The organism is Burkholderia sp. WP42, assembly GCF_000745665.1.
Taxonomy (GTDB): domain Bacteria; phylum Pseudomonadota; class Gammaproteobacteria; order Burkholderiales; family Burkholderiaceae; genus Burkholderia; species Burkholderia vietnamiensis.
Genome location: NZ_JQJT01000048.1, coordinates 1 through 18,224, shown reverse-complemented (window position 1 = coordinate 18,224; position 18,224 = coordinate 1). Strand labels below are relative to the sequence as shown.

13 protein-coding genes, 1 tRNA gene and 1 pseudogene are annotated in these 18,224 nt (G+C 62.0%); all 15 read right to left on the bottom strand.

Going from position 1 to position 18,224, the window contains the following annotated elements:
- Positions 1-104: GTP-binding protein (locus EX20_RS31290; RefSeq protein WP_034194841.1), on the bottom strand; the 104-nt coding region annotated here is incomplete at its 3' end.
- A 42-nt stretch (positions 105-146) separates the two neighbouring features.
- A complete protein-coding gene (gene fusA, locus EX20_RS22580) occupies positions 147-2,249 on the bottom strand; it encodes an elongation factor G (protein ID WP_011883003.1) in 2,103 nt (700 codons plus the stop codon).
- Positions 2,250-2,371: 122 nt separating this feature from the next.
- Positions 2,372-2,842, bottom strand: coding sequence for a 30S ribosomal protein S7 (gene rpsG / locus EX20_RS22575; protein ID WP_006477195.1), 471 nt, complete (start codon positions 2,840-2,842; stop codon positions 2,372-2,374).
- A 172-nt stretch (positions 2,843-3,014) separates the two neighbouring features.
- Positions 3,015-3,395, bottom strand: a complete 381-nt coding sequence (rpsL, locus tag EX20_RS22570; protein ID WP_006400662.1) for a 30S ribosomal protein S12 — start codon at positions 3,393-3,395, stop codon at positions 3,015-3,017.
- 271 nt (positions 3,396-3,666) lie between these two features.
- Positions 3,667-5,517: a DNA helicase RecQ gene (recQ, locus tag EX20_RS22565; protein ID WP_034194839.1), complete on the bottom strand. Its 1,851-nt coding sequence runs from the start codon at positions 5,515-5,517 to the stop codon at positions 3,667-3,669.
- A gap of 241 nt (positions 5,518-5,758) precedes the next feature.
- The gene (gene rpoC / locus EX20_RS22560; protein WP_011883001.1) at positions 5,759-10,000 is read right to left on the bottom strand and encodes a DNA-directed RNA polymerase subunit beta'; all 4,242 of its coding nucleotides are present in this window, start codon (positions 9,998-10,000) and stop codon (positions 5,759-5,761) included.
- A gap of 21 nt (positions 10,001-10,021) precedes the next feature.
- Positions 10,022-14,128, bottom strand: coding sequence for a DNA-directed RNA polymerase subunit beta (gene rpoB, locus EX20_RS22555; protein WP_011883000.1), 4,107 nt, complete (start codon positions 14,126-14,128; stop codon positions 10,022-10,024).
- A 376-nt stretch (positions 14,129-14,504) separates the two neighbouring features.
- Positions 14,505-14,876: a 50S ribosomal protein L7/L12 gene (gene rplL, locus EX20_RS22550; protein WP_011882999.1), complete on the bottom strand. Its 372-nt coding sequence runs from the start codon at positions 14,874-14,876 to the stop codon at positions 14,505-14,507.
- Positions 14,877-14,939: 63 nt separating this feature from the next.
- Positions 14,940-15,437 carry a 50S ribosomal protein L10 gene (rplJ, locus tag EX20_RS22545; RefSeq protein WP_014722280.1) on the bottom strand — a complete coding sequence of 166 codons (498 nt, stop codon included), beginning with the start codon at positions 15,435-15,437 and terminating at the stop codon, positions 14,940-14,942.
- Between the two features lie 304 nt (positions 15,438-15,741).
- Positions 15,742-16,440, bottom strand: coding sequence for a 50S ribosomal protein L1 (gene rplA / locus EX20_RS22540; RefSeq protein ID WP_011882997.1), 699 nt, complete (start codon positions 16,438-16,440; stop codon positions 15,742-15,744).
- Positions 16,441-16,872 (bottom strand): 50S ribosomal protein L11, encoded by a 432-nt coding sequence (rplK, locus tag EX20_RS22535; RefSeq protein WP_006753591.1) that lies wholly within the window; start codon positions 16,870-16,872, stop codon positions 16,441-16,443. It lies immediately after the preceding gene.
- Positions 16,873-17,012: 140 nt separating this feature from the next.
- Positions 17,013-17,570, bottom strand: a complete 558-nt coding sequence (gene nusG, locus EX20_RS22530) for a transcription termination/antitermination protein NusG (protein WP_006400672.1) — start codon at positions 17,568-17,570, stop codon at positions 17,013-17,015.
- A 1-nt stretch (position 17,571) separates the two neighbouring features.
- The gene (secE, locus tag EX20_RS22525) at positions 17,572-17,952 is read right to left on the bottom strand and encodes a preprotein translocase subunit SecE (RefSeq protein WP_006482892.1); all 381 of its coding nucleotides are present in this window, start codon (positions 17,950-17,952) and stop codon (positions 17,572-17,574) included.
- Positions 17,953-17,994: 42 nt separating this feature from the next.
- Positions 17,995-18,070 (bottom strand) — tRNA-Trp (locus EX20_RS22520).
- Positions 18,071-18,129: 59 nt separating this feature from the next.
- Positions 18,130-18,224, bottom strand: a pseudogene (locus EX20_RS31285) (elongation factor Tu); the annotation flags it as partial.

The following is an 18,224-nucleotide window of genomic DNA, read 5'->3' as shown; positions in this document are numbered from 1 at the left end:
ACCGTCGTGATCGCTGCCGTCAGCGTCGTCTTGCCGTGGTCAACGTGACCGATCGTACCAACGTTGACGTGCGGCTTGGTCCGCTCAAACTTTTCTTTTGCCATGATTCTCTTCTTTCAAAAAATATCGGTTGGGTAGCTTCAGATTTACTTCGACTTCGCGCTGATGATCGCGTCAGCAACGTTGCGCGGAGCTTCGGCGTAGTGCTTGAACTCCATCGTGTACGTTGCGCGACCTTGCGTCAGCGAGCGCAGCGACGTCGAGTAACCGAACATTTCCGACAGCGGCACTTCGGCGCGAACGATCTTGCCGCCGCCAACCATGTCTTCCATGCCCTGGACGATACCGCGACGGCCCGACAGGTCGCCCATCACGTTGCCCATGTAGTCTTCCGGCGTCTCGACTTCGACAGCCATCATCGGCTCGAGGACGACCGGGTTCGCCTTGCGCATTGCTTCCTTGAACGCCATCGAACCGGCCATGCGGAACGCATTTTCGTTCGAGTCGACGTCGTGGTACGAACCGAACGTCAGGTGAACCTTCACGTCGACGACCGGGAAGCCGGCCAGCACGCCCGACTTCAGCGTGTCCTGGATACCCTTGTCGACCGCCGGGATGTATTCACGCGGAATCACACCACCCTTGATCTCGTCGAAGAACTCGTAGCCCTTGCCCTGCTCGTTCGGCTCGAGCGTGATGACCGCGTGACCGTACTGGCCGCGACCACCCGACTGCTTGACGAACTTGCCGTCGACGTCCTTCGCCGTCGAACGGATCGTTTCGCGGTATGCAACCTGCGGCTTGCCGACGGTTGCTTCCACGCCGAATTCACGCTTCATCCGGTCGACCAGAATTTCGAGGTGGAGCTCGCCCATGCCCGAAATGATGGTCTGGCCCGATTCTTCGTCGGTCTGCACGCGGAACGACGGGTCTTCCTGCGCCAGACGGTTCAGCGCGAGGCCCATCTTTTCCTGGTCGGCCTTCGTCTTCGGCTCGACGGCCTGCGAAATCACCGGCTCCGGGAACACCATGCGTTCGAGAACGATCGGGTTCGCCGGGTCGCACAGCGTGTCGCCCGTGGTTGCTTCCTTCAGGCCGACCGCAGCGGCGATGTCGCCGGCGCGAACTTCCTTGATTTCTTCACGCTGGTTCGCGTGCATCTGCAGAATCCGGCCGAGGCGTTCCTTCTTGCCCTTGGTCGAGTTCAGCAGCGTGTCGCCCGAGTTGACGACGCCCGAGTACACACGGAAGAAGATCAGCTGGCCGACGAACGGGTCGGTCATGATCTTGAACGCCAGCGACGAGAACTTCTCTTCGTCCGATGCCTTGCGCTCTGCCGCTTCACCGTTTTCGAGTTCGCCCTTGACCGGCGGAATGTCGACCGGCGACGGCAGGAAGTCGATCACGGCGTCGAGCATGCGCTGCACGCCCTTGTTCTTGAACGCGGTACCGCACAGCATCGGCTGGATTTCGCACGCGATCGTACGGTCGCGCAGCGCCTTGATGATGTCGGCTTCCGGCAGATCGCCTTCTTCCAGGTACTTGTTCATCAGGTCTTCGCTGGCTTCAGCAGCCGCTTCGACCATCTTTTCGCGCCATTCCTTGCAGGTTTCCGCGAGCTCGGCCGGGATGTCGACGTAGTCGAACTTCGTGCCTTGCGACGCTTCGTCCCAAATGATCGCCTTCATCTTGATCAGGTCGACCACGCCCTTGAAGTTTTCTTCCGAGCCGATCGGCACCACGACCGGAACCGGGTTCGCCTTCAGGCGCAGACGGAGCTGGTCGTAGACCTTGAAGAAGTTCGCGCCGGTACGGTCCATCTTGTTGACGAACGCGAGACGGGGCACCTTGTACTTGTTCGCCTGGCGCCACACCGTTTCCGACTGCGGCTGCACGCCGCCCACTGCGCAGTAGACCATGCACGCGCCGTCGAGCACGCGCATCGAGCGCTCGACTTCGATCGTGAAGTCGACGTGGCCCGGGGTGTCGATGATGTTGATGCGGTGTTCCGGATAGTTGCCGCCCATGCCCTTCCAGAAGGCCGTGGTTGCAGCGGACGTGATCGTGATGCCACGCTCCTGTTCCTGCTCCATCCAGTCCATCGTTGCTGCGCCGTCGTGGACTTCACCGATCTTGTGGTTCACACCGGTGTAAAACAGAATGCGCTCGGTCGTCGTCGTCTTGCCGGCGTCGATGTGAGCGCTAATACCGATATTGCGGTAGCGCTCGATGGGAGTCTTGCGAGCCACTTTGATCCTCTACTGGGATGACGTGACGCAGCCCTGCTGCATCACGCCTCAACACAAACGGGCGAGGCGCCTGAAAAGCGCACCCGCCCGGAATTTATTTCCGCTACAGCCCAGCCAGGCGCTTAGAAACGGAAATGCGAGAACGCGCGGTTGGCTTCTGCCATGCGGTGAACTTCATCGCGCTTCTTCATCGCGCCGCCACGGCCTTCGGCCGCTTCGGAGAGTTCGCCTGCCAGACGCAGAGCCATCGACTTCTCGCTGCGCTTCTTCGCAGCCTCACGCAGCCAGCGCATCGCCAATGCCATACGACGCGACGGGCGCACTTCGACCGGAACTTGATAGTTGGCACCACCAACGCGGCGGCTCTTCACTTCGACCACCGGCTTCACGTTGTTGAGCGCAACGGTGAACACTTCCAGCGGGTCCTTGCCACCCTTGGTCTGGATCTGTTCGAATGCGCCATAAACGATGCGTTCTGCAACCGACTTCTTGCCGGACAGCATCAGCATGTTCATGAACTTGGCTACATCAACGTTGCCGAACTTCGGATCCGGCAACACTTCCCGCTTGGGGACTTCGCGACGACGCGGCATGATTCTTCCTTTACCTGTTCAGTTGGAGCTGCATCCAGCTCCGCGGCCACCAACAAACCCGATCACATCTTCACGACTAACCAGCTTGGCCGGGTGACCACTTACTCGACAGCACCGGCAATCCGGCACTCCCGCCTTGACCGCCCTGCGGCGATCCCTGATCAAAAACTGCTTACTTGGCAGCCTTTGCACGCTTCGCGCCGTACTTCGAGCGCGCTTGCTTACGGTCCTTGACGCCCTGGGTATCCAGCGAGCCGCGAACCATGTGGTAACGCACACCCGGCAAGTCCTTCACACGGCCGCCGCGGATCAGCACAACCGAGTGTTCCTGCAGGTTGTGGCCTTCACCGCCGATGTACGAAATCACTTCGAAGCCGTTCGTCAGACGAACCTTGGCAACCTTACGGAGTGCCGAGTTCGGCTTCTTCGGCGTCGTCGTGTACACACGGGTGCACACGCCGCGACGCTGGGGGCAGTCCTGCAGGGCCGGGCTCTTGCTCTTCGTCGTTTCCGACTGACGGCCTTTGCGAACCAGTTGGTTGATGGTTGGCATTGTTTATTCCTGAAATTGAACAAAATCTGCACATCGATTTCGGGCAAAGCGAAAATCGGCGCACAGTTGACTTCCGAACCGGCGATACGGGCACGAACCTTCGAACAGCGCTCGACGCGACTCGGCCCACCGAATACCGGAACCCAACATCATATTCCGGAAATACCAACTAAGTCAACGGCTTGCGTGATTTACCGGGCGCGCGGCCGGTTTACGTCGACGGTCGGGACGGACACGGTCGTGCTGCCCGCGCGCCGCCGTCACGCCTCGATCACGCCGATTCGACGACGTCGATGATCTCGTCGCCGAAGCGTTCGAGCTTGCGCACGCCCATGCCGGGGATATGGCGCAGGTCTTCGATCGTCTCCGGCGCGTTGCGCGCGATTTCGGCGAGCGTCGCGTCGTGGAAGATCACATACGCCGGCACGCCGTCTGACTTCGCGGTTTCCGCGCGCCATGCGCGCAGCGCGTCCCAGCGTGCCCGCTCGCGCGCGCCCATGCCGGCCGTCGGGTCGACGCGCGTGCCGCTGCGGCTGGACGACTGGCGCGAGGAGCGCTGCGGCTTCACGTAGCGGCGCAGCGTCACCTTCTCCTCGTTCTTCAGCACCGGCTTCGCGGCCTCGGTCAGCACGAGCGCGCCGAAGCCCCCGTGATCGACGGCCAGATAGCCGTACGCGACCAGTTGCCGGAAAATCGCGCGCCACTCGGGCTCAGACAGCGCCGCGCCGATCCCGAAGGTGCTCAATTGATCATGGCCGCGCTGCAGGACCTTCTCGGTGCGCGCGCCGCGCAGGATCTCGATCAGATGGCTCGCGCCGAAATTGAAGCCGCTCGCACGCTGCGCGCGGAACACGCACGACAGCGCCATCTGCGCCTCGCGCGTCGCATCCCACGAATCGGGCGGCTCGAGACAGGTATCGCAGTTGCCACACGGCTCGCTCGCCTCGCCGAAGTAATTCAGCAAACGCACGCGCCGGCACGAGATCGTCTCGCACAGCCCGAGCAGCGCGTCGAGCTTCGACGTTTGCACGCGCTTGTGCGCGTCGTCCGCATCGGATTCGTCGATCATCTTGCGCTGCTGCACGACGTCGCCGAGGCCGTACGCCATCCACGCGTTCGCCGGCAAACCGTCGCGCCCGGCGCGGCCGGTTTCCTGGTAATAGCCCTCGACGCTCTTCGGCAAATCGAGGTGCGCGACGAAGCGCACGTCGGGCTTGTCGATGCCCATGCCGAACGCGATCGTCGCGCACATCACGACACCTTCTTCGCGCTGGAACATTTCCTGGTGCTTTTGCCGCACCTCGAACTCCATCCCCGCGTGATACGGCAGCGCGCGCACGCCTTGCGCCTTCAGCCATTCGGCCGTCTCCTCGACCTTGCGACGCGACAGGCAGTAGACGACGCCCGCGTCGGTCGTGCCGTCCGCGTTCGTGTGTTCGGCGCGGATGAAGTCGAGCAGCTGCGCGCGCGCGTTGTCCTTTTCGACGATCCGGTAGCGGATGTTCGGCCGGTCGAAGCTCGACACGAACACGCGCGCATCGTCGAGCGCGAGACGATGGATGATCTCGTCGCGCGTGATCGCGTCGGCGGTGGCCGTCAGCGCGATGCGCGGCACCGACGGGAAACGCTCGTGCAGCACCGACAGCTGGATGTATTCAGGCCGGAAGTCGTGCCCCCACTGCGACACGCAGTGCGCCTCGTCGATCGCGAACAGGCCGATCCTCGCGCGCTCGAGCAGCTCGAGGAAGCGGCCGGTCATCAGACGCTCCGGCGCGACGTACAGCAGATCGATCTCGCCTTCGCGCAGCGCGCGCTCGGTCGCGGCGGCCTCGGCGCCGGACAGCGTCGAGTTCAGGTACGCGGCGCGCACGCCGACTTCGCGCAGCGCGGCGACCTGGTCCTGCATCAGCGCGATCAGCGGCGACACGACGATGCCGGCGCCCTGCCCGGCCTCGCGGCGCAGCAGCGCGGGAATCTGGTAGCACAGCGACTTGCCGCCGCCCGTCGGCATCAGCACGAGGCAATCGCCGCCGCCGGCGACGTGTTCGACGATCTCGCCCTGCTGGCCGCGAAAGGCGGAATAACCGAAGACTTCGTCGAGGATTTCGAGGGCGCGGGACATGAATGAGAAATAGGACGGCGGAAGGATGACCGCAATTTTAACAACCCGCCCGCACAACGCACGGCGTATCGTGCAACGTCGGCCAATCGGACGGGTTCACGCGCGCGCATGACGGGCCTGCCCGATCGTGCGGCAAGCCCGTCATGCGCGTGGACGACGGACAAAAAAAACCGCCCGGCGGACCGGGCGGTTTCGACGACAGCGAATAAGGCAACGGGAAGCGGCTCGCGCCGCCCCGCGCTTATTCGGCTGCCGGGTGTTGCGGCTCTTCCGCGGGCGCGCTCGGCGTGCCGAAGTCGAATGCCTCTTCCGCTGCGATCTGGTCGAAACGCTCGCGGTCGGACATCTCCTTCGCCTTGCGTGCCTTGTGGAACGCGAGACCCGTACCGGCCGGAATCAGACGGCCGACGATCACGTTTTCCTTCAGGCCGCGCAGATCGTCGCGCTTGCCCATGATCGCCGCTTCGGTCAGCACGCGGGTCGTTTCCTGGAACGATGCCGCGGAGATGAACGAGTCGGTCGACAGCGACGCCTTCGTGATACCGAGCAGCACGTTGTCGTACGAAGCCGGGCGCTTGCCCTCGGCGATCATGCGATCGTTCTCGTCCAGCATGTCGGAACGCTCGACCTGTTCGCCCGGGATGAAGCGCGTATCGCCGTTGTCGGTGATCTGCACACGACGCAGCATCTGGCGAACGATCACCTCGATGTGCTTGTCGTTGATCTTCACGCCCTGCAGACGGTACACGTCCTGCACTTCGTCGACGATGTAGCGCGACAGCGCCTCGATACCCTGCAGACGCAGGATGTCGTGCGGATCGGCCGGGCCGTCCACGATCATTTCGCCCTTGTTGACGACCTGAGCATCGTGGACCAGCACCTGCTTTTCCTTCGCGATCAGGAACTCGTGCTGATTGCCTTCGAGGTCCGTGATGACGAGACGCTGCTTGCCCTTCGTGTCCTTGCCGAACGACGTCGTGCCGGTGACTTCCGCGAGAATGCCCGCATCCTTCGGCGAACGCGCTTCGAACAGTTCCGCCACCCGCGGCAGACCGCCGGTAATGTCACGCGTCTTCTGCGCTTCGGTCGGGATACGTGCGAGCACTTCACCCACCTGCACTTGCTGACCGTCCTTCACGGTGATCAGTGCGCCGACCTGGAAGCCGATCTGCACCGCGTGCTCCGTGCCCGGGATCTTCACTTCCTCGCCGTTCGCGTCGAGCAACTTCACCTGCGGACGCACGCTCTTCGACGCCTGCGAACCGCGGCGCTTCACGTCGATCACGACCAGCGTCGACAGACCGGTCACGTCGTCGATCTGCTTCGCGACGGTCACGCCTTCCTCGACGTTCTCGAACTTCACCGTACCACCGTACTCGGTGATGATCGGACGCGTCATCGGGTCCCACGTCGCCAGCTGCGTGCCGGCCTTGATCGTCGCACCGTCGAGCTGCAGCAGCGTCGCGCCGTACGGGATCTTGTGACGTTCGCGCTCGCGGCCGATATCGTCGGTGATCAGCGCCTCGCCCGAGCGCGAAATGACGATCTGCTCGCCCTTCGCGTTCGTCACGTAGCGCATCGTCGCCGTGAAACGCACGATACCGTTGCTCTTCGCTTCGACCGACGACGCCACTGCCGCACGCGATGCCGCACCACCGATGTGGAACGTACGCATCGTCAGCTGCGTGCCCGGTTCGCCGATCGACTGTGCCGCGATCACGCCGACTGCTTCGCCGACGTTCACCAGCGAGCCGCGGCCGAGGTCGCGGCCGTAGCAGGCCGCGCACAGACCGTAGCGCGTTTCGCAGGTCAGCGGCGTGCGCACGCGCACTTCGTCGATGCCGAGGCGTTCGATTTCCTCGACCGCCGTTTCGTCGAGCAGCGTGCCCGATTCGTACAGCGTTTCCTGCGTTTCCGGATTGACGACGTCCGCCACCGCGACGCGGCCGAGGATACGGTCGCGCAGCGCTTCGACGACTTCACCGCCTTCGACCAGCGCCTTCATCGCGACGCCGTTCGACGTGCCGCAATCGTCCTCGACCACCACCAGATCCTGCGTGACGTCGACGAGACGACGCGTCAGGTAACCCGAGTTCGCGGTCTTCAGTGCCGTATCAGCCAGACCCTTACGTGCACCGTGGGTCGAGATGAAGTACTGCAGCACGTTCAGGCCTTCGCGGAAGTTCGCGGTAATCGGCGTCTCGATAATGGAGCCGTCCGGCTTCGCCATCAGGCCACGCATACCGGCCAGCTGACGAATCTGCACCGCCGAACCCCGGGCGCCCGAGTCGGCCATCATGTAGATCGAGTTGAACGACTCCTGGCGCGTCTCGTTGCCGTCGCGGTCGATCACCGGCTCCGTCGACAGCTGCTCCATCATCGCCTTGCCGACCGCTTCCGACGTTGCCGACCAGATGTCGACCACGTTGTTGTAGCGTTCCTGCGCGGTGACGAGACCCGACATGTACTGACGGTCGTACTCCTTCACCTTCTTCGCGGCGTCGCCGACGATCGTTTCCTTCTGCGGCGGCACGAGCATGTCGTCCACGCAGATCGAAATACCGGCACGCGTCGCGAGACGGAAACCCGACTGCATCAGCTGGTCGGCGAACACGACCGTCGCACGCAGACCGCACTTGCGGAACGCGGTGTTGATCAGGCGCGAGATTTCCTTCTTCTTCAGCGGCTTGTTCAGCACCGAGAACGGCAGGCCGTGCGGCAGGATCTCCGACAGGATCGCGCGGCCGACGGTCGTCGCGTACAGCGAGATCTTCGGCACGAATTGCGGCGCGCCTTCCGACGTGTCCTCGTTGCGGACCATTTCGGTGATCCGCACGTTCACGCGCGATGCGAGCTCGACTTCCTTGTTCTCGTACGCGCGGATCACTTCCGACACGCCGGTGAACGAGAGGCCTTCGCCCTTCGCGTTGACCGCTTCGCGGGTCGCGTAGTACAGACCCAGCACGATATCCTGCGACGGCACGATCGACGGATCGCCGTTGGCCGGGAACAGCACGTTGTTCGACGCCAGCATCAGCGTGCGCGCTTCCATCTGCGCTTCGAGCGACAGCGGCACGTGAACGGCCATCTGGTCACCGTCGAAGTCGGCGTTGAACGCCGCGCAGACGAGCGGGTGCAGCTGGATCGCCTTGCCTTCGATCAGCACCGGCTCGAACGCCTGGATACCGAGACGGTGCAGCGTCGGCGCACGGTTCAGCATCACCGGATGCTCGCGGATCACCTCTTCGAGGATGTCCCACACGACCGGCGTCTGGTTCTCGACTTCCTTCTTCGCAGCCTTGATGGTCGTCGCGACGCCCATCACTTCCAGCTTGTTGAAGATGAACGGCTTGAACAGTTCGAGCGCCATCAGCTTCGGCAGACCGCACTGGTGCAGCTTCAGCGTCGGGCCGACCACGATGACCGAACGGCCCGAGTAGTCGACGCGCTTGCCCAGCAGGTTCTGACGGAAGCGACCGCCCTTACCCTTGATCATGTCGGCGAGCGACTTCAGCGGACGCTTGTTCGCGCCCGTCATCGCCTTGCCGCGACGGCCGTTGTCGAGCAGCGAGTCGACGGCTTCCTGCAGCATCCGCTTTTCGTTGCGGACGATGATTTCAGGCGCCTTCAGCTCGAGCAGACGCTTCAACCGGTTGTTACGGTTGATCACGCGGCGATACAGGTCGTTCAGGTCCGACGTCGCGAAACGGCCGCCGTCCAGCGGCACGAGCGGACGCAGTTCCGGCGGCAGCACCGGCAGCACTTCGAGGATCATCCACTCGGGCTTGATGCCCGAGCGCTGGAATGCCTCGAGGACCTTCAGGCGCTTCGCGTACTTCTTGATCTTCGCTTCCGAGCCGGTGTTCTTCAGCTCGGTGCGCAGCGTCTCGACCTGCTCGTCGATGTTGATCGCGCGCAGCAACTCACGCACGCCTTCCGCGCCCATCTCGGCACGGAATTCGTCGCCGTATTCCTCGACCTTGTTGTAGTAATCCTCTTCGGTCATGATCTGCCGCGCCTTCAGCGGCGTCATGCCCGGTTCGATCACCACGTACGCTTCGAAGTACAGCACGCGTTCGATGTCGCGCAGCGTCATGTCGAGCACCATGCCCAGACGCGACGGCAGCGACTTCAGGAACCAGATGTGCGCGACCGGCGAGGCCAGCTCGATGTGGCCCATGCGTTCGCGACGCACCTTCGCCAGCGTCACTTCGACGCCGCACTTCTCGCAGATCACGCCGCGGTGCTTCAGGCGCTTGTACTTGCCGCACAGGCACTCGTAGTCCTTGATCGGCCCGAAGATCTTCGCGCAGAACAGACCATCGCGTTCCGGCTTGAACGTACGGTAGTTGATGGTCTCCGGCTTCTTCACTTCGCCGAACGACCACGAACGGATCTTGTCCGGCGAGGCCAGACCGATCTTGATCGCGTCGAAAACTTCTTCCTGTTGGACTTGCTTGAATAGATCGAGCAGAGCTTTCATTGCCTTCTCTCCGTAGTCCGATTAATTGCGGTCGAGATCGATGTCGATACCGAGCGAGCGGATTTCCTTCACCAGCACGTTGAAGGATTCCGGCATGCCTGCATCGATCACGTGATCGCCCTTGACGAGGTTCTCGTAGACCTTCGTCCGGCCGGTCACGTCGTCCGACTTCACCGTCAGCATTTCCTGCAGCACGTAGGACGCGCCGTACGCTTCGAGTGCCCACACTTCCATTTCACCGAAACGCTGGCCGCCGAACTGCGCCTTACCACCCAGCGGCTGCTGCGTGACGAGCGAGTACGGGCCCGTCGAACGCGCGTGCATCTTGTCGTCGACAAGGTGGTGCAGCTTCAGGTAGTGCATGTAGCCGAGCGTCACGCGACGTTCGAACTGCTCGCCCGTGCGACCGTCGTACAGGCGGACCTGGTTCTTCGACGGGTTCATGTCGAGCTGTTGCGCGATGTCGTCCGGGAACGCGAGGTCGAGCATCTTGCCCATTTCTTCCTCGGTCGCACCGTCGAACACCGGCGTCGCGAACGGCACGCCTTCGCGCAGGTTCTTCGCGAGTTCGAGGATCTCTTCGTCGGTGAAGCTTTCCAGATCTTCCTGGCGGCCCGACTCGTTGTAGATCTTCGTCAGGAACACGCGCAGTTCCTCGATCTTCGCCTGACGCTGCAGCATTTCGCCGATCCGCCAGCCGAGACCCTTCGCGGCCCAGCCGAGGTGAACTTCGAGCACCTGACCCACGTTCATCCGCGACGGCACGCCGAGCGGGTTCAGCACGACGTCGGCCGGACGGCCGTCGGCCATGTACGGCATGTCTTCGATCGGGACGATCTTCGACACGACACCCTTGTTACCGTGACGGCCTGCCATCTTGTCGCCAGGCTGCAGGCGGCGCTTCACCGCGAGGTACACCTTGACCATCTTCAGCACGCCCGGCGGCAGTTCGTCGCCTTGCGTGAGCTTCTTGCGCTTCTCTTCGAACGCGAGGTCGAACTGGTGACGCTTCTCTTCGATCGAGTTCTTGATCGCTTCGAGCTGCGCCGCTGCTTCGTCGTCCGCGAGGCGGATGTCGAACCAGTGGTAGTGGTCGAGATCTTCCAGGTAAGCCTGGTCGATCTTCGTGCCCTTCGCGAGCTTCTTCGGACCGCCGTTCGCGACCTTGCCCACCAGCATGCGGGCGAGACGCTGGAACGCGTCGCCTTCCACGATGCGCAGCTGGTCGTTCAGGTCGAGACGGTAGCGCTTCAGTTCGTCGTCGATGATCTGTTGCGCACGCTTGTCGCGCTGGATGCCTTCGCGCGTGAACACCTGGACGTCGATCACCGTGCCGCTCATGCCCGACGGCACGCGCAGCGACGTGTCCTTCACATCCGAAGCCTTCTCGCCGAAGATCGCGCGCAGCAGCTTCTCTTCCGGCGTCAGCTGGGTCTCGCCCTTCGGCGTGACCTTGCCGACCAGCACGTCGCCCGCTTCGACTTCAGCACCGATGTACACGATGCCCGATTCGTCGAGACGGCCGAGCTGGACTTCCGCCAGGTTCGAGATGTCGCGCGTGATTTCTTCCGGCCCGAGCTTCGTGTCGCGTGCAACGACGTTCAGCTCTTCGATGTGGATCGACGTGTAGCGATCGTCCGCGACCACCTTCTCCGAGATCAGGATCGAGTCTTCGAAGTTGTAGCCGTTCCACGGCATGAACGCGATCAGCATGTTCTGGCCGAGCGCGAGCTCGCCCAGGTCCGTCGAGGCGCCGTCGGCCAGCACGTCGCCGCGCGAGACCTTGTCGCCCATCTTCACGATCGGACGCTGATTGATGTTCGTGTTCTGGTTCGAACGCGTGTACTTGATCAGGTTGTAGATGTCGACACCGACTTCACCTGCGACCGCTTCGTCGTCGTTCACGCGAATCACGATACGGCCTGCGTCGACGTAGTCGACCACACCGCCGCGGAACGCCTGAACCGTCGTGCCCGAGTCGACCGCGCAGGTGCGCTCGATGCCCGTACCGACGACCGGCTTCTCCGGACGCAGACACGGCACGGCCTGACGCTGCATGTTCGAGCCCATCAGTGCACGGTTCGCGTCGTCGTGCTCGAGGAACGGAATCAGCGAAGCTGCCACCGACACGATCTGCGACGGCGCGACGTCCATGTACTGGATGCGATCCGGCGTGACCATCATCGTTTCGCCGGCTTCACGCGACGACACGAGTTCGTCGATCAGCTGGCCGTTCTCGTCGATCGCGGCGTTCGCCTGAGCGATCATGTAGCGGCCTTCCTCGATCGCCGACAGGTAGTCGATCTGGTCGGTCACCTTGCTGTCCACGACCTTGCGGTACGGCGTCTCGAGGAAGCCGTACTCGTTCAGGTGCGCGTACAGTGCGAGCGAGTTGATCAGGCCGATGTTCGGACCTTCCGGCGTTTCGATCGGGCACACGCGGCCGTAGTGGGTCGGGTGCACGTCGCGGACTTCGAAGCCTGCGCGCTCGCGCGTCAGACCGCCCGGGCCCAGTGCGGAAACACGGCGCTTGTGCGTGATTTCCGACAGCGGGTTGGTCTGGTCCATGAACTGCGACAGCTGCGACGAACCGAAGAACTCGCGGATCGCCGACGAAATCGGCTTCGAGTTGATCAGGTCGTGCGGCATCAGGTTTTCGCTTTCGGCCTGGCCGAGGCGTTCCTTCACCGCGCGCTCGACACGCACGAGACCGGCGCGGAACTGGTTTTCCGCCAGTTCGCCGACGCAACGCACGCGACGGTTGCCGAGGTGGTCGATGTCGTCCACTTCGCCCTTGCCGTTGCGCAGCTCGACGAGGATCTTGATCGTCGCGAGGATGTCGTCGTCCTGCAGCGTCATCGGGCCGACGATTTCGTCACGGCCGACGCGGCGGTTGAACTTCATGCGGCCGACCTTCGACAGGTCGTACGCTTCTTCGCTGTAGAACAAACGGTTGAACAGCGCCTCGACCGCTTCTTCGGTCGGCGGTTCGCCCGGACGCATCATGCGGTAGATCGCGATGCGCGCGGCCGTACGGTCGGTCGTTTCGTCGACGCGCAGCGTCGACGAGATGTACGGACCCTGATCCAGATCGTTCGTGTAGAGCGTCTGGATGTCCTTGATGCCGGCTTCGCGCAGCTTCTCGAGCACGCTTTCCGTGACTTCGTCGTTCGCGCTCGCGATCACTTCGCCGGTATCGCCGTCGACGACGTTCTTCGCCAGCACGCGGCCGAGCAGATAGTCTTCCGGCACCGAGATGAACTTGGTCTTCGCGGCTTCGAGGTCGCGAATGTGCTTCGCGTTGATCCGCTTGTCCTTCTGGACGATGACCTTGCCGTCGCGATCGGTGATGTCGAAACGCGCGACTTCACCACGCAGGCGCTCGGGCACGAACTCGAGTTGCGCGCCTTCGTCCATCAGCGTGAAGTTGTCGAACACGAAGAAGTTCGCGAGGATCTGTTCCGGCGTGAGGCCGATGGCCTTCAGCAGGATCGTGACCGGCATCTTGCGGCGACGGTCGACGCGGAAGTACAGGATGTCCTTCGGATCGAATTCGAAGTCGAGCCACGAGCCGCGGTACGGAATGATCCGTGCCGAGAACAGCAGCTTGCCCGAGCTGTGCGTCTTGCCCTTGTCGTGTTCGAAGAACACGCCCGGCGAACGGTGCAGCTGCGAGACGATGACACGCTCGGTGCCGTTGATGACGAACGAGCCCGTCGGCGTCATGAGCGGAATTTCGCCCATGTACACTTCCTGCTCCTTCACTTCCTTGACGACCGGCTTGTTCGGCGATTCCTTGTCGAGGATGACGAGGCGGACCTTCGCGCGCAGCGCCGAGCAGTACGTCAGGCCCCGCTGCTGGCATTCCTTGATGTTGAATGCCGGCGAGGACAGCGCATAGCTCACGAACTCGAGGCGCGCGAAACCGTTGTGCGAAACAATGGGAAATACCGACGTGAACGCGGCCTGCAAGCCTTCGGGCTTGCGTTGCGTTGCCGGCACATCAGCTTGCAGAAACGTGCTGAATGATTCAAGCTGGGTGGCCAGCAAGAACGGAACTTGGTGAACGATGGGGCGCTTCGCGAAACTCTTGCGAATGCGCTTCTTCTCGGTGAAGGAATATTGCATACGATCTCCGAATCACGGCGGGTGCTGTCGAGGCGGGATACCTGGACGTTTCAAACCCGAGTGTTCACCGACTGAGACCCGATGGCCGCCCGATGGCTTGAACGAGCCGAGAAGCTTGGTGGTTGGCCGCTACCAACCGCTGGCTGACGGCAGCGGATGCCTGTGTTGCCCGCTACCCGACCAAACTTGCCTTCTGCAGTCGCTTCAGAAGACAAAGAGAAACGCCAGTCGCGACATCGGCAACGATTTGACGGTTTTCTTTGGCTTCTGGGGCCGATCATTCGGGCTCCCGAAAGAGTGCCAGAATAACGTCCCCACAAAGCACAAAAAGGCCGGCGGTGAAAATACCGCCAGCCTTCGCACAGCGCGTCGAAACTTACTTGACTTCGACCTTCGCGCCTGCTTCTTCCAGCTTCTTCTTGGCTTCTTCAGCAGCAGCCTTGTCGACGCCTTCCTTGACAGCCTTCGGTGCGCCGTCAACGACGTCCTTCGCTTCCTTCAGGCCCAGGCCCGTCAGTTCGCGAACTGCCTTGATGACTGCAACCTTGTTGCTGCCTGCTTCAGTCAGGACGACCGTGAATTCGGTCTTCTCTTCCACAGCAGCGGCTGCGCCGCCTGCCGGGCCAGCGACTGCCACTGCAGCTGCCGACACGCCAAACTTCTCTTCGAATGCCTTGACCAGTTCGTTCAGTTCCAGAACGGTCATCCCTTCGACTGCTGCCAGGATGTCTTCTTTTGCGATTGCCATTTGAAATACTCCTAAATTGAATTCGGATACAGCCAGCGATCAATGACGCTGATGCACGTTCGCTTACGCAGCTTCCGCTTGCTTCTTCTCGGCCAGCGCGGCGAGAGCGCGCGCGAAGCCCGAAACAGGCGATTGCATAACGAACAGCAGCTTCGAGAGCAGTTCTTCGCGGCTCGGGATGCTTGCCAGCGCTTGCACGCCAGCCTTGTCCATCACCTTGCCATCGAACGAACCAGCCTTGATGACCAACTTTTCATTGCCCTTGCTGAAGTCGTTGACGACCTTAGCAGCAGCAATGGCATCTTCCGAGATGCCGTAGATCAGGGGACCAGTCATCTGCTCTGCCAGCGGAGCAAACGGCGTACCTTCGACGGCGCGACGCGCCAGCGTGTTCTTCAACACGCGCAGGTAAACCTGTTGCTCACGCGCTTTCGCGCGCAGCTTGGTCAGATCGCCAACCGCAATTCCACGATACTCAGCCAGCACAACGGTCTGGGCCTTCGCGACTTGCGCGGCAACCTCAGCGACGACGGCTTGCTTGTCTTCTCTATTAAGCGGCACGGTTAGCCTCCAGAAACGATACGTTCGGCTTGCCGACAGGGCTACCTCACGTACCTCGTTCAACAACGGCGTCCGACCTCGTTAGGAGTATTTCCACCTCATGCCGTGAATCGCTTCACGACCTGCGGCTTCACCACTGCAAAACTTTTTCGGGTTCGCCATCTGCGTTGGCTTGAATTAAGGGATCGCCTGCCTGCTGCGTCCCACCAACGGTCTTTGATAACCGGTTGTTCGCCTTGCTGCACGAACAACCGCCCAAAGCCCATTTAGGCCGCCTCGCGAACGAGGCGGCCCGAATACTTGCTTACTGCGCTGCCAGCGTAGCCTGGTCGACGCGCACGCCGACGCCCATCGTGCTCGACAGTGCGATCTTGCGCAGGTAGACGCCCTTGCTCGTTGCCGGCTTGGCCTTCTGCAGCGCTTCGATCAGTGCCGACAGGTTCGAACGCAGTGCGGTCGCTTCGAACGACGCACGGCCGATCGTTGCGTGGATGATACCGGCCTTGTCGACGCGGAACTGCACCTGACCTGCCTTTGCGTTCTTCACTGCGGTTGCGACGTCCGGCGTGACCGTGCCGACCTTCGGGTTCGGCATCAGGCCGCGCGGGCCGAGGATCTGACCGAGCGTACCGACGATACGCATCGTGTCCGGCGAAGCGATCACGATGTCGAAGTCCATCTGGCCAGCCTTGATCTGCTCAGCCAGGTCTTCCATGCCGACGATTTCGGCGCCTGCTGCGCGAGCCTGCTCGGCCTTTTCGCCTTGCGCGAACACCGCAACGCGAACCGACTTGCCCGTACCTGCCGGCAGAACGACCGAACCACGAACGACCTGGTCCGACTTCTTCGCATCGATGCCGAGCTGAACTGCGACGTCGATCGACTCGTTGAACTTCGCGCTCGCGCATTCCTTCACGAGTGCCAGTGCGTCTTCGATCGCGTACAGCTTCTGACGATCGACCTTCGCTTCGAATGCCTGACGGCGCTTGGAGATCTTAGCCATTTACACGCCCTCCACGGTGATGCCCATCGAGCGTGCGCTACCAGCGATGGTGCGAACGGCTGCGTCCAGATCAGCTGCCGTAAGGTCCGGCATCTTGGTCTTCGCGATTTCTTCGGCTTGAGCGCGCGTGATCGAACCGACCTTGTCGGTGTGCGGCTTGCTCGAGCCCTTGTCCACCTTCGCCGCCTTCTTGATCAGGACGGTCGCCGGCGGCGTCTTCATCACGAACGTGAAGCTCTTGTCAGCGAATGCCGTGATGACCACCGGCACCGGCAGACCCGGCTCCATGCCTTGAGTCTGCGCGTTGAACGCCTTGCAGAACTCCATGATGTTCAGGCCGCGCTGGCCCAGTGCCGGACCGACCGGCGGCGACGGGTTGGCTTTACCTGCAGGGATCTGCAGCTTGATAAAGCCGACAATCTTCTTTGCCATTTGAAAACCTCGTTGGAACGCCAGGCGGCGTTCGGTGAGTGATAACGCGCGTTCGCCGCTGGCTACTGACGCTCCTCAACGGCCATGACGCGGGCCGTAAGCGCGAAGGTGGGCAGCCTGGGCTGCCCACCGAATCGGGATCAAACTTTTTCGACCTGGCCGAACTCGAGCTCGACCGGAGTGGACCGGCCAAAGATCGTGACCGATACACGCACGCGCGACTTCTCGTAGTTGACTTCCTCGACGGTGCCGTTGAAGTCCGTAAACGGGCCTTCCTTGACACGCACCATCTCGCCAACTTCGAACAGGGTCTTCGGACGCGGCTTTTCCACGCCTTCCTGCATCTGCGACATGATCTTTTCGACTTCCTTCGGGGAAATCGGGGTCGGGCGGTTGCGCGCACCGCCGACGAAACCGGTGACCTTCGCGGTGTTCTTCACGAGGTGCCACGTTTCGTCCGTCATTTCCATTTCCACCAGCACGTAGCCGGGGAAAAAACGACGCTCGGTCACTGCCTTGTGACCGCCTTTGACTTCGACCACTTCTTCGGTCGGAACGAGTATCTGACCGAACTTGTCCTGCATGCCGGCACGTTCGATGCGCTCTTGAAGCGCACGCTGCACGCTCTTCTCCATGCCGGAGTAGGCGTGCACGACGTACCAACGCTTTCCGCTCGGGGATGCCGGAGTATCGCTCATATCATTTCCAACCCAGAATCGCCGAGAAAATCACCCATTCGATCGATTTATCACTCAACCAGAGGAAAATCGCCATCACGAGCACGAAACCGAACACGACGAGTGTGGTTTGCGTTGCTTCCTTGCGGGTGGGCCAAACGACCTTGCGGACTTCCTTGTACGAATCCTTAGCAAAGGCGATGAGGCTCTTGCCAGGTGCGGACATCAGACCGACGGCCACGCCGGCGATGATACCTACCGCCAATGCGGCACCGCGGACATACCACTGCTGGTTGGCCAGCCAGAAGAAGCCCACGAATCCGGCCAAGACCAGCAATACGCCCAGGGCCAGCATCAGCTTATCGCCGGAGGTATTTACAGTTTCGACGGATGGATTCGCCATAACACCTTAAAACAAATGCCACGTGTGACACGTGGCGATTTTTGGCAGGGGCAGAGGGAATCGAACCCCCAACCTTCGGTTTTGGAGACCGACGCTCTGCCAGTTGAGCTATACCCCTAAACCATGTTGGGGCCGGCTGCTGCCAGCCCCAAAACTGTCGATCAACGAATAACTGGCTTACTCGATGATCTTGGCGACGACGCCAGCGCCGACGGTACGGCCGCCTTCGCGGATTGCGAAGCGCAGACCTTCTTCCATCGCGATCGGCGCAA